The organism is Bacillus niameyensis (assembly GCF_001375535.1).
GTDB classification, from domain to species: Bacteria; Bacillota; Bacilli; order Bacillales; family Bacillaceae_C; genus Lederbergia; species Lederbergia niameyensis.
Genome location: NZ_LN831197.1, coordinates 2,372,839 through 2,386,150, shown reverse-complemented (window position 1 = coordinate 2,386,150; position 13,312 = coordinate 2,372,839). Strand labels below are relative to the sequence as shown.

The 13,312-nt window shown below is 39.7% G+C and carries 10 protein-coding genes; 7 read left to right on the top strand and 3 right to left on the bottom strand.

Going from position 1 to position 13,312, the window contains the following annotated elements; genetic code table 11:
• The first annotated feature begins 17 nt into the window (after positions 1-17).
• The 4 genes from BN1243_RS11255 to BN1243_RS11240 all read left to right on the top strand — a co-directional run bounded on the left by BN1243_RS11255 (position 18) and on the right by BN1243_RS11240 (position 3,889).
• The gene (locus tag BN1243_RS11255; RefSeq protein ID WP_062106849.1) at positions 18-983 is read left to right on the top strand and encodes an ABC transporter permease; all 966 of its coding nucleotides are present in this window, start codon (positions 18-20) and stop codon (positions 981-983) included.
• Between the two features lie 18 nt (positions 984-1,001).
• Positions 1,002-1,877, top strand: coding sequence for a carbohydrate ABC transporter permease (locus BN1243_RS11250; protein WP_062104484.1), 876 nt, complete (start codon positions 1,002-1,004; stop codon positions 1,875-1,877).
• A 152-nt stretch (positions 1,878-2,029) separates the two neighbouring features.
• On the top strand, positions 2,030-2,995 hold the full coding sequence (locus BN1243_RS11245) for an ABC transporter permease (RefSeq protein WP_062106849.1): 966 nt from the start codon (positions 2,030-2,032) through the stop codon (positions 2,993-2,995).
• Positions 2,996-3,013: 18 nt separating this feature from the next.
• Positions 3,014-3,889, top strand: coding sequence for a carbohydrate ABC transporter permease (locus tag BN1243_RS11240; protein WP_062104484.1), 876 nt, complete (start codon positions 3,014-3,016; stop codon positions 3,887-3,889).
• Positions 3,890-4,188: 299 nt separating this feature from the next.
• Here BN1243_RS11240 and BN1243_RS11235 read toward each other — a convergent pair whose 3' ends face one another.
• Positions 4,189-5,628 (bottom strand): DDE-type integrase/transposase/recombinase, encoded by a 1,440-nt coding sequence (locus BN1243_RS11235; protein ID WP_062104485.1) that lies wholly within the window; start codon positions 5,626-5,628, stop codon positions 4,189-4,191.
• Positions 5,629-5,793: 165 nt separating this feature from the next.
• On the opposite strand from BN1243_RS11235, the gene BN1243_RS11230 reads away from it, so the two are divergent.
• The 3 genes from BN1243_RS11230 to BN1243_RS11220 all read left to right on the top strand — a co-directional run bounded on the left by BN1243_RS11230 (position 5,794) and on the right by BN1243_RS11220 (position 11,452).
• Positions 5,794-7,425, top strand: coding sequence for an extracellular solute-binding protein (locus BN1243_RS11230; RefSeq protein WP_062106847.1), 1,632 nt, complete (start codon positions 5,794-5,796; stop codon positions 7,423-7,425).
• Positions 7,426-7,503: 78 nt separating this feature from the next.
• Positions 7,504-10,770, top strand: a complete 3,267-nt coding sequence (locus tag BN1243_RS11225; protein WP_069201783.1) for an FIMAH domain-containing protein — start codon at positions 7,504-7,506, stop codon at positions 10,768-10,770.
• Between the two features lie 328 nt (positions 10,771-11,098).
• Entirely contained in the window at positions 11,099-11,452 is a 354-nt protein-coding gene (locus BN1243_RS11220; RefSeq protein WP_062106846.1) for a transposase, read from the top strand.
• Here BN1243_RS11220 and BN1243_RS11215 read toward each other — a convergent pair.
• Together BN1243_RS11215 and BN1243_RS11210 are read right to left on the bottom strand one after the other, a co-directional pair.
• Positions 11,445-11,810 carry a hypothetical protein gene (locus BN1243_RS11215; protein ID WP_062106844.1) on the bottom strand — a complete coding sequence of 122 codons (366 nt, stop codon included), beginning with the start codon at positions 11,808-11,810 and terminating at the stop codon, positions 11,445-11,447. The two genes, BN1243_RS11220 and BN1243_RS11215, sit on opposite strands and share 8 nt — an antisense overlap.
• 916 nt (positions 11,811-12,726) lie before the next feature.
• Positions 12,727-13,224: an Hsp20/alpha crystallin family protein gene (locus tag BN1243_RS11210; protein WP_062106842.1), complete on the bottom strand. Its 498-nt coding sequence runs from the start codon at positions 13,222-13,224 to the stop codon at positions 12,727-12,729.
• Positions 13,225-13,312 lie beyond the last annotated feature (88 nt).

Sequence of the window (13,312 nt, the reverse complement as noted above, 5' to 3'; positions counted from 1 at the left end):
GGAAAGGAGAGCAGGGGATGGAACTGAAAGATACGGAAGTAAATCAGCCTTTCCTAAAGATTCCTAAAGAAAATAAATGGAGAAGACTTCAAAAGCGGATTATAAAAGATCGGTATCTTATCTTCTTAGCTCTGCCGGGAATTCTATACTTTTTAGTGTACCGTTATATCCCGATGGGTGGAATTGTAATCGCATTCAAAGATTATAGTGCTTTTAAAGGATTTGTCGATAGTCCATGGGTTGGAATGAAGTACTTTAAGTTGCTTTTTTCTGAACCAGAGGTAATTCGGGTCATTTGGAATACGTTGCAAATTTCCTTTTTACAAATCCTTTTTGCTTTTCCGATTTCTATTGTGTTAGCACTCATGCTCAATGAATTAAGGAATCAAGTTTTTAAGCGAATTGTTCAGTCGATTGTATATTTACCACACTTTCTTTCATGGGTAGTTGTCGTAGGGATTACGGTCATTTTTCTACGTAATGAAGGAATGCTTAACAACTTTCTTGTTAGTGTGTTCGGAATGGAACCGATCGGTTTTTTAACGGATCCGCATCTTTTTAAGCCACTCATTATTCTTCAAGTCATTTGGAAGGAATCTGGCTGGGGAACAATCATCTTTTTAGCTGCACTAGCTGGGGTGAACCCAAATCTCTATGAAGCAGCTGAAATGGATGGGGCAGGTCGTTGGCGGAAAATATGGCATATTACCCTGCCGGCAATTCGTAGCACAATCGTGATCTTGCTTATTTTACGACTTGGTAATGTTATGGAATCAGGATTTGAACAGATTTTCTTAATGCTTAATCCGTTCAATATGGATTCGGGTAATGTTCTTGATACGTTCGTTTATTTTAAAGGGATTCAGCAAGCTAACTATAGTTTCGCTACGGCCGTTGGTTTATTTAAAGGTTTAGTAGGATTAATTTTGGTTGTTGCCGCCAACCGATTAGCAAAGAAGTTTGGCGAAGAGGGTCTTTATTAGAGAGAGGAGGGAATCAGAGTGGATCAAAAAAACTTCGGATCGAAATTGTTTGACTCGGTTAATATTATCATCTTGATTGTCATTGCTTTTGCGATGATCTTCCCTTTTTTCTATATTTTCGCCGTGTCTTTTTCTTCTATAAGTGATTTCTTAAATAATGATTTTTTACTCTGGCCCAAAAAGTGGGTAACGGATGCCTATTCTTATATTTTGAGTTCGGATCGATTTATTCGCTCTATTCTTGTAACGATTTATATTACAGTAGTGGGAACATTAGTGAATTTATTTTTTACAGCGACGATGGCTTATTCGCTATCAAGAGCGATGATTGGTCAGCGCGCGATTCTACTGTTGGTCTTATTCACAATGTTATTTTCTGCGGGAATGATTCCAACTTATATGGTAGTGAAAGAAACAGGACTCATTAATAGTATATGGGCTTTAATTATTCCGGTTGCAGTTAGTCCCTTCAATTTGATTATATTACGGCAATTTTTCTTAGGGATACCGGATGATCTAAAGGAGGCGGCATTAATCGATGGAGCGCAGGAGCTGCAAATCTTTTGGAAGATTATTTTGCCACTGTCGAAACCAGCGCTAGCCGCATTTGGCCTCTTCTATGCTGTGGGTCATTGGAATAGTTATTTTTCGGGAGTTTTGTATTTAAGTAGTCCGGAAAAGTGGCCGATCCAAGTCATCTTGCGCCAAATTGTCATTGTCAACGAACCGAATGCTGCACTTGGTGCCAATGAAATGGTGATGGAAGCCTTGCCGCCACCTGAAACAGTGCAAATGGCCGCCATCTTACTGGCTACGCTTCCTATTTTAGTAGTCTATCCATTCTTACAAAAACATTTTGCTAAAGGGGTGATGCTCGGGTCTGTTAAAGGGTGAAATGGTGTGTTCTCTAGTCAAAGGCAATCGAAANTAGTCATAGAAATATGAATACATGTTAAATACATGTAGTTATTTAAAATACGGAAAATAAGGTGGCGTTGGGATGACTCTAAGTAAGTGTCTCGCCACTAAGGAAAGGAGAGCAGGGGATGGAACTGAAAGATACGGAAGTAAATCAGCCTTTCCTAAAGATTCCTAAAGAAAATAAATGGAGAAGACTTCAAAAGCGGATTATAAAAGATCGGTATCTTATCTTCTTAGCTCTGCCGGGAATTCTATACTTTTTAGTGTACCGTTATATCCCGATGGGTGGAATTGTAATCGCATTCAAAGATTATAGTGCTTTTAAAGGATTTGTCGATAGTCCATGGGTTGGAATGAAGTACTTTAAGTTGCTTTTTTCTGAACCAGAGGTAATTCGGGTCATTTGGAATACGTTGCAAATTTCCTTTTTACAAATCCTTTTTGCTTTTCCGATTTCTATTGTGTTAGCACTCATGCTCAATGAATTAAGGAATCAAGTTTTTAAGCGAATTGTTCAGTCGATTGTATATTTACCACACTTTCTTTCATGGGTAGTTGTCGTAGGGATTACGGTCATTTTTCTACGTAATGAAGGAATGCTTAACAACTTTCTTGTTAGTGTGTTCGGAATGGAACCGATCGGTTTTTTAACGGATCCGCATCTTTTTAAGCCACTCATTATTCTTCAAGTCATTTGGAAGGAATCTGGCTGGGGAACAATCATCTTTTTAGCTGCACTAGCTGGGGTGAACCCAAATCTCTATGAAGCAGCTGAAATGGATGGGGCAGGTCGTTGGCGGAAAATATGGCATATTACCCTGCCGGCAATTCGTAGCACAATCGTGATCTTGCTTATTTTACGACTTGGTAATGTTATGGAATCAGGATTTGAACAGATTTTCTTAATGCTTAATCCGTTCAATATGGATTCGGGTAATGTTCTTGATACGTTCGTTTATTTTAAAGGGATTCAGCAAGCTAACTATAGTTTCGCTACGGCCGTTGGTTTATTTAAAGGTTTAGTAGGATTAATTTTGGTTGTTGCCGCCAACCGATTAGCAAAGAAGTTTGGCGAAGAGGGTCTTTATTAGAGAGAGGAGGGAATCAGAGTGGATCAAAAAAACTTCGGATCGAAATTGTTTGACTCGGTTAATATTATCATCTTGATTGTCATTGCTTTTGCGATGATCTTCCCTTTTTTCTATATTTTCGCCGTGTCTTTTTCTTCTATAAGTGATTTCTTAAATAATGATTTTTTACTCTGGCCCAAAAAGTGGGTAACGGATGCCTATTCTTATATTTTGAGTTCGGATCGATTTATTCGCTCTATTCTTGTAACGATTTATATTACAGTAGTGGGAACATTAGTGAATTTATTTTTTACAGCGACGATGGCTTATTCGCTATCAAGAGCGATGATTGGTCAGCGCGCGATTCTACTGTTGGTCTTATTCACAATGTTATTTTCTGCGGGAATGATTCCAACTTATATGGTAGTGAAAGAAACAGGACTCATTAATAGTATATGGGCTTTAATTATTCCGGTTGCAGTTAGTCCCTTCAATTTGATTATATTACGGCAATTTTTCTTAGGGATACCGGATGATCTAAAGGAGGCGGCATTAATCGATGGAGCGCAGGAGCTGCAAATCTTTTGGAAGATTATTTTGCCACTGTCGAAACCAGCGCTAGCCGCATTTGGCCTCTTCTATGCTGTGGGTCATTGGAATAGTTATTTTTCGGGAGTTTTGTATTTAAGTAGTCCGGAAAAGTGGCCGATCCAAGTCATCTTGCGCCAAATTGTCATTGTCAACGAACCGAATGCTGCACTTGGTGCCAATGAAATGGTGATGGAAGCCTTGCCGCCACCTGAAACAGTGCAAATGGCCGCCATCTTACTGGCTACGCTTCCTATTTTAGTAGTCTATCCATTCTTACAAAAACATTTTGCTAAAGGGGTGATGCTCGGGTCTGTTAAAGGGTGAAATGGTGTGTTCTCTAGTCAAAGGCAATCGAAAAGGTATTGTAAAAAGTTCTATGAAAACTAAAGCCTAATTTTAGTGATTCATCCCGAAACGGAGTGGAAACCCGTCGCAATCGCTCTTGACAAACACGCCAATGGTTTGAATTCAGAGTAACAAGGGCGAAGGGGACAAAAGAAGGCAGGCCAAATAAGCCCTTGGTTTTTCCAATTTTAAACCATTGGCAAGTTCGGTTTGTCAAGAGTTCGCTACGCCGATTGCTGAACAGATCCAAAAACACAAGGGCTCAGCTAAACAAAAAGTTAGGCTAACCGCTGTTGAACAATCCAATGCTGAGCTAAATCGATCAATTTTGTCCACCGTGCTGGCATGGTAGGAAGACCCGATAACGCTGTGTTCACAACAGGTACCTTTCCTTCTAAAGAGGCATGTGGCCGCAGAAAATTAAAATAAGCGACAAACAAAGTGACATAGGAAACAGAACCATGTTCTGAACCAAAGCCATGCGTGGAACGATAGTTCCCCTTGAAAGTACGATTCAATCTCTCGATGATTTGTTTTAGCGGTCTGTATTCAGTTGAAATAGGATCCTCATTGGTAAGCCCAATCACTTGTTTCACATCAAATTTGATGTCGTTCTGGGCAAAAAAGTGTTGAGCTAAAAGATAGATGGGATTTCCATCCACTACGAAGGTAAGATCTTTAGGGATATCTTGCATTTTAACTAACACTTCATCAATGGCACGAATAGCCGTTACCGTGTCGCGATTTGGAGACACTGGATAAGAGAGAATGATCTTCTTTACTGCATCAAAAAAGAAAAATAAATAGTGCCACTTTCCATTGACTCGGATATAGGTTTCATCGCCACAGAATTGATCAGAAAGCTCATAGGGATAATGATCCACATACGGTTTAAGCAATAGAGCCACACTGTTTTCGTAATTCAAAATGGTTTGGTGGGAAATTGCAACACCATGGACATCTTGCATAATGGCTGCTGTCTTACGGGCTGAAAGCCCATAATTCACATGATAGGTTAAGATCAGACCCAAAACGTGTGGCGAAGCATAAATCCTAGATAAATCGACTTTTGGTAACTCGAATGATCTCTTAGATAAAGGTCTAAAATCAATGTGAAACTGACGAAAGATATACCTCAATTTAAATGCTTGAGGATCTTTCTTAAACCGCTTTTTCTCTTTTTTAGACATGGTCTTCAGTTTCTTTCGATAATAAGAACAGTCATTATTTCTACATTTGTAGACAGAGAAATCTTTTCTTTCTTTAATCTTATCAAGGGTCTTTGCACAGTGAGGGCACTTAAGAATGGCCTCTTTAGAAAAGCGATTCTTATCACTGAAAAGGCAAGAACAAACCTTGCATTGAAACTGCCCTTTATCACCATTATTGGCGTACAGATAATCTGATGGAGCTCCACACTGTGGACAGTTCATTGTTTTTGGTACAGTGGCCTTTGCGTTAGAACGTCTTTGAACAGGTTTGAGGACCTTTCCATGTTCCTCAAGATACTCGTTTAAAAGTAATTTGTAATCAAATTTTTTTACGGTTTCGATGATCGGAAGGTCATCTACCTGCAGTTTTCGATAAGGCTTATTAACTGGCTCTTCTAAAGGTTTCTCAAACATGTTTTTACCAATGAGAAGAGTTTGTAAAGTACGGATCATTTGATCTTGGTACTTGATAAATTGAAGTAAATAGGTTAATAATTGAGGGTACAACTTGTCACTTCCTAATCTTGGTTGTTGGTGGTCTGGTAACCTCAATTATCCAAAGATTTTAGGGGGTGGCAAGTTTTTTGTCTATAAACCCTTTTAAATCAAGGAATTATTAACTTTTTACTATAGATGTTTTGACAATACGATCGAAAAAGAGGGGGAACTATAATGAAGAAAAAGTGGTATTTAGTCATTTTACTTGGATTGGTGCTCTTATTAGCTGCTTGTAATTCGAAGACGAATAATGCGGGTGAGGAGAATCAAGGAAATAGTAATAAAAATCCAAGCACAAATGAAAAAGATGATCCTGAACAAACAGAGCAAATCGATCCATTTGATCATTCGAAAAAATATACGATTACGGGTATGACATTTCGCTTCGGGGATCCGCCGCCATCTAAAAGCCCTGGTTTAGACCTAATTAATGAAAAATTCAATATCGATTATAAACCTGAGATTATTCCGCAAGGGGATTATGCTGAGAAATCCTCCGCCATCGTTGCATCCGGAAGTATGCCAGATTTGGTCGGCTTTACAGCAGGCGATGCCAGATTTTATCAATGGGCCGAAGAAGGAGCATTCCTGCCATTGGATGATTATTTAAGTCACTATGATACGCTCGGGAATATTCCTGATCATATTTATGATGCTTTCAAAGTAAATGGGAAAATTTACGGAATTCCGCGGTATAGTCAAGTGTATCCATTAACACCCGTTTTACGGAAGGATTGGCTAGATAAGTTAGGACTGGAGATTCCAACGAACTATGATGAATTGAAAAAGATAGCGATTGCTTTTACAAAAGATGATCCAGACGGAAACGGTAAAAATGATACGTATGGGCTTGCGATTGGAGAAAATATTAACCCGAATTTTAATATGGGAGCATATTGGGATTTTGGCGCTTGGTATCATCAAAATGATGATGGCGATTTCATCCCAGGGATTATATCTGAAGGCCGGAAAGATTTGATACAATTTTTTGCAGACCTTTATGCAGAGGGAGCAATGACGAAGGATTTTGCCGTTTTGAATTGGGCTGATACGAATGCTGAATTTTACTCAGGAAAAGCCGGTATCTTTATCGGTGGTGTTGCCGGAATGTCGGAGCCTTACATGGAAGGGTTGCTGGAGTTAAATCCAGAAGCAGAATTTGTGGCAATTCCTCCATTTGAAGCACCAGATGGTTCTGTTGGCTTTACAATGGGGAGCGGGAACTCAGGAATTCTCGCGTTGAATGCTAAAATGGCGGATGATGAAGGGAAAATTTATCGTGCGTTGGAATTAGTAGACTTTGGGAAAAAGTATTATTCAAAAGAAGAACAAAATCCGCAAAATGAAGATTTCGATTGGTACTGGGGTAAGGAAGGCGTTGGCTACAATATGGAAGATGGAAACCCGGTACGTGTTCCAGAATTCTCAACAGACGGATTGGCACCATCCACCTATTTCTTAGATAACCGCGAGCATGTTCCGGACGATGCAAAAGTTGTTTATTCAGATGTTTACGCATTACAGCCAATGAAGGATTTGGTTGATGATCTTCAACAAATGTTTGAGTCGAATAAGATGTATGTAAATCCTTCCAATGGTGTCATGTCCAAAACAGACCAAGAGAAGGGCTTGGATTTAACACAATTTTTAATGAATGAACAAGCGAAAATGATTGCTGGTCAAAGACCAATTTCGGATTGGGATAAACTAGTAGAAGAATATATGAACCGCGGTGGAGCGGACATCATTAAAGAAATGAATGAAGGAATTAAATCAAAAGGGTATACGGAAAAGACATGGAAGTAAAGTGATAGATTTTACATCGCAGAGGAGTTCAGAGCTAATGCTAGGGACTCCTTTGTTATTTTGGGAGGAGTGGAAAATTTGAATAAATTAGCTGTAGGATTGATCATGTGTTTAATGTTTTCATTGTTTTCACCAGCTTTTATCTCCTATGCAGAAACAGATGAGAAACCGATTTTGAAGAATGGCAGTTTTGAGCTAGATGAAAATGGGGGAATTCCCGGATGGAACCCGGATGGTGATTCCGAAGAAGTGACAGTTGATCAAGCGGTTTTTGCCGAAGGGGCTAGCAGTCTTCGTGTGGAGGATACTTCTGGAACGGCCACTATGGGAGCTGTTAGTGATCCACTGGAGGTAGCGCCGTTTGAGAATGTTATATTAACGGCACAAGTTTTGAAAAAGTCAGGCTCTGGAGGAAAGGCTGATCTCAGGTTTTTTGATAAGGAGATGAAATTACTTTCTGTAGTAAGCGCCCTTGTTGATGGAGTGGCTAATGATCGTGAGTGGAACGTTCTTCGGTTGGCTGCCGCTTCACCGAAAGATGCAAAGTATTTTCAAATTGCCTTTTACTCTCCGAATGAAGCGGAAGGCCTCTTTTTTGTAGATGATGCTAAAGTGTCAGTTTCGGAAGTTCCTGGAACGATTACGAACCTTGGACCCCAATCAACAAGTTTAACGATTATGACGGGTGCGTATGGAAAGGATAAACTGGGACGTGATGTCATGTATACAGTTGCGCAGGGGGATCCTGCCCAGTTTATTGTTAGTGATGTGAATACGAAGGAAATTTACGATCAGGAACCACTTGTTGCTTTAGATGGAAGTAATGCTACGGCAGCTTGGGCGATTACGGTCGCTACGGACGGGAAGGTTTATCTTGGAAGTACGCCAAACGGAACACTTTTTCAATATGATCCGCTGACAGAATCTATGCGTACACTTGGGAAACCCGTTCCGACGGATACCGTTATTTGGGTGCTTGTCCCAGGTCCAGATGGGAAGGTTTACGGAGGGACTGGATATTCACAATCGATTTTTGAGTATGATCCAGCTAAAGATGAAGCGAAAGTTTTAACATCTTTCAAAACGACCTCTAAGGAATCGCATGTTCGGAGTCTAGCTTATGATGAAGACCGTCATGTTTTATATGTAGGTGGAGCGGATGTCGCAAAACTATATAAGTATGATCTAGAAACTGGAGAAGAAACATTAATTACAGGATTTGGCGGCAAAACATCTGTTTACGATTTGCAATACACGGCGGGTAAACTGTTTATTAGGGTAGATCCAGGACCTGTCATGTATGTGTATGATCCTGATCGCCATCATTTAGACGTAAGAGAAAACCCTGAATATAATACACGTGGATTCTCGAAGGTTTCACCTGATGGACGGGTGTTCTACACCTATTATGAACCAACAGCTGATGGTGGAAATCAATGGTCACTTTATGCTTATGATGTAAAAACTGGGGAGTTCGGTTCGTTAGGTGTAGATGTGAAGGGACCAGCAATTGCGTTTACTTACACAGAGTTAAATGATCCGAACTTTCCAGGTGTGACGCTAGTTGGATTAGCGGGGAATAGTGGGCGTGCCTTCTACTATAATTTAGAAACAGGATATGTTGAAACACCTGAACTGCCATTGCCGCCACAGTTTGTTGAATTATTTAATATTGGTAAAAGTGTTGATGGCAAAATGCTGAGTGCTGGCTTTATTTCGGGTGGCGGGCTCGGCGAATATTCACCAACACAAGATAAGACCGTTCATTATTCGTCGTTAGGACAGGTGGAAGGCTATGCTGAATTAAACGGAAAGATGTATTTTGGCGTATATCCGCGAGCCTCCATTTTTGAATATGATCCTAAGTTAGCGTGGAATCGGACTGATCCAAGTGAGCCGAATAATCCCGTTCGTTTAACTCAACTTGGCGATGAGCAAGATCGTCCGATTGCAATGCTTGGTGTGGAAGAGGAGAATAAATTGTATGTTGGAACGTATCCAATTGCAGGGAAAACCGGCGGTGCCTTGACGATCTATGATCCTGTTACAGGAAATTTCGATGTGCAACGGAATATTGTTCCTGAACATTCGATAAATACGATTTTGTATCGCGATGGCAAATTATACATGGGCACAGGAGCGATGGATGGCGGCTCTGGTAAGCTCGCGATCTATGATACAAGTACGGGGAAGATTGAATATGAAATGGTTCCAGTTGAAGGGAAGAAGACTGTGACGTCCTTTATATGGGGGCCGGATGGTAATATTTGGGGAATGGCATTAGGAACATTGTTTATTTTTGATCCTGACACGAAGGAGATCATCTATACTGATGATAAATTTCCAACAGCTGATTATGCCCACAGTAATCCGCGTTTAATGGTTGGGACAGATGGAAACGTTTATGGCTCGATTTTTATTGGCTATGTTGCCGATAAAACGTATACGAGCAAACTGATTAAAATTGATGCTGAAACTAAGCGAGTTGATATTTTACTAGAAGGAAATGTAGAAAAATTAGCCCAAGACGACTTTGGTAACTTCTATTTTAAATATGGCAGTGAATTAATGAAATATAGTGATCCAAACTTGGTCGTGTCCTTAACTGGGGTGGATGTCGAAATTGAAAAAACTCGCTTCCATCCAGGAGAAGAGACCGCGATTGAATTAACGGGTTTATTGGAAAAAGGCCGTACGACCAAGGAACTTTCAGGTGCTACTATCACTTATCATTCTAGTAATCAGAAGGCTGGAATTGTTACGGAAGATGGAAAGCTAGTGGCGAAGCACCCTGGTCGGACAAATATTACAGTAGACGTTTCATTGGCTGGAAAAACGGTGATTTCGAAGTCCGTTGCTGTGATGGTTACAGCAGATATAACGGAATTAGTGGAGTTCATTGAAACCGCACAATCCATTTCCAATGATGATGGGCAATATACGTCCGCTTCCTTTGCCGAATTACAGACGGCAATTGAAAAAGCTAGAGCAGCTTTAGAAGAAATCGAGACAGAGGAAGAATTAGCAGATGAGATGGCGGAACTTCAAGCAGCGATAGAAGGATTAATCCTGTTGGAAGACTTCAATACAGCCCATATGTTGTCTGTACTAGAAAAACATCGTGAAGAATTATCTGAACAAACCTATCGTTCATTGTCCATTCATTTAATATCTGTAAGTCAATTTGAGCGAGAACAAGCAGCATCGAAAGTAGTCAAACATATGGAAGGTTTTAAACAATTAATTGAAAAGCAGAAGGATAAACAGTTAATGACTAGAGCGTTATATGAACGGTTGGAAGCTGATGCTGATTCGCTCATATTGAAATGGCAGGGGAATAAGTAAGCAATAAACGTTGTGAATGGGGCTGTCCAAAAAGTGGAAGATCACTTACCTTTTTGGCTGCCCCTAGTTGTTTTAAACGAGGGTGTTGATTTCCGCAGAAGGCACTCGCTTTCCGCGGGCATGGCTTGAGCCTCCTCAGTCGCTGTGCGACTTGCGGGGTCTCAAGGTCCATGTTATTCCCGCAGGAGTCTCGCGCCTTCTGCTCCAATCAACGTGATTAAAATGAAGCAATTATTTTTAACATATTTCTACAAAAAAAGTACAAAAAAAATCGTCCTATCTAGTAAAATGAAGTGACTACACAACATTAATAGAGAGGGCGATTTTTATGTGCAATCCGAAGATTACTACTGATCTTTATAACACACAGCTCGCGCTATCAACAGACGAAACAAGAGAAAATTACATTCCTAAACGCCAATTAGCTCCCACATTCAAACCCTACAATATGCATCAAAGCTTTGCCATCTTCGTTGTTCAGGAGTTAATTTCGGAAAACCATATTGCGCTTGTGGTGGATGAAATGGCGGAAGCGATTCCCAATGCACAACTCTTTGCGTATTATACTGGTGGTGACCGTAGTCCCTATCATCCAAAAATGATGCTGAAAGTCATTCTGTATGCCTACTCGCAGAAATTGTATTCATGTTGTGGGAAAGTTCGTTGGAGTTCAACTACTTAGGATATATCTGTGTTAATTCATTTCCATGCTTTAGATAGACAGTATCCACCTTTTTTAAATCACTATCCTTAATGGTTAAATTGAAATCACCATAAGGGTGCTTTTTTGTAACAATACCACCATTTACAGTGATATTGATTTGGCTTCCAGAAATATCATAATTGTAGCTTCTATAGCTTTTGCCGCTTGATAGCAAACTACCATTTATGGCTAATTCATTGTCTGATAGTGACACATGGTTAATAGCTAGTTCATTTATAGAAAGACTGGAGATATGATCACCCCTACGGATAAAAAATGTAATTACTAAACCAACTACTAATAAAAGAGCTAATATAAATAAAATCTTCTTTTTCATTTATATATATTGCTCAATATAGGGGAGCTAGAACCCTGGGCATAGTATACTTTGTAGTGGTGCGGTATAGTGACAGTAGTTGCATAGCCGCTTACTATTTTTAGTTTTCTCATCATATTTCCTCCTCGTACTCTATAAAATTTTCCAAAGTAAGTCTTAAGAAATTTGTTATATATTCAAATAAGACTTCCTAGTATTCGTTCTCTTTAGTGTTTTCCCCCTTCTTATCCTTACGACCAAATTTTTTAGTGAATTTTAATATAAGTTCTATTCCAATACTTAGAAATCCTTTAATATGTTTTTAAAAAAGTTTGACAAAATTCCAGTTTGGTTTTTGACCATAATACAATCAAAGAAATAGGGTCCTAAGGAGACTTGCCATAGTTCAAGGAAAAGGAGGGTATTATTGACTAAAGGTTACATGACAAACTAATGTTGTACTTGTCAATTTGAAATGGCAGTAAATAAGTAAACAATAAATGTTGTGAATAAGGCTGTGACATAACTAAGAATCCCCTCTAAACGCGAACTTTGAAAAACTTGAGCGGAGGAAATATACGTAGACTCCTCGAAAATGCTATCGCATTTCCTTCGTGAGACGTGGATTCGAAGAAGCTTAATCTGGGTCCTGCGGGAAGTGGGAGATCGGTGAGACCCCACAGGGCGTTGGCCCGAGGAGGCTCACCACTCCCCCGCGGAAAGCGAAGTATATTTCCGGAGCGGGTAAATCTACAATATTGTTCGGATTTATTATGTGTTAAAAAACATTTATCCCGGCTTCATTGTACTATGCAGCTTAGGTGCCCGAATTCCAAGACAGCCACCGACCAAAAATGTAATCAAAAAGGATTCAACGCAAACGAGTCAAATCCTTATTGATCAGCACTTTATTCTACATAAACTGGCTGTGAAATCCTTATCTCTTCGTAACATCTACTTCAGTAAATTGCATATCAGTTTTTTTGCGAAGGGTCAATTCAATGATTCCCTCCTTATAAATGGCGGTAGCCCCTTTTTTTTGAACAATCGCTGGTAAGGTAATCGTTTGTTGCTTACTAGGGTCAGAGGTGTTTTCGAGAAATACTTGATTCGTCGTGTGATATAGTTTTAATTTTTCCAACCAATCTTCATCTTTAATCGTTATACGAATAATAATATTTTCGAACGTCTCAAACATTTGTATATCGTTTGACTGATTATTTTGTCCTTGGAATGAGGAAGGCATTGCCTGCTGCATTTGGTCTAACAGAGGCTTCATAAAAGTTTGAGAGAAGGGACCATTTCCGTCCTGTGAAAAAACTTGCGACAGCATTTTCTGCACATGCTCATCAATATTGGAGTTGCTACTACCGAAACCAAAGGGGTTCATCTCGTTTTGTTTTACGTTAAAAGGAAACATATTCCATGGAAACATGCAAGCTCTTCCCTTCGTCCAATCATCATACTTATATTTTATGAAAAGAATGGCTCAACGTTCGCACGCTTTATTTCCTTGGCTTATT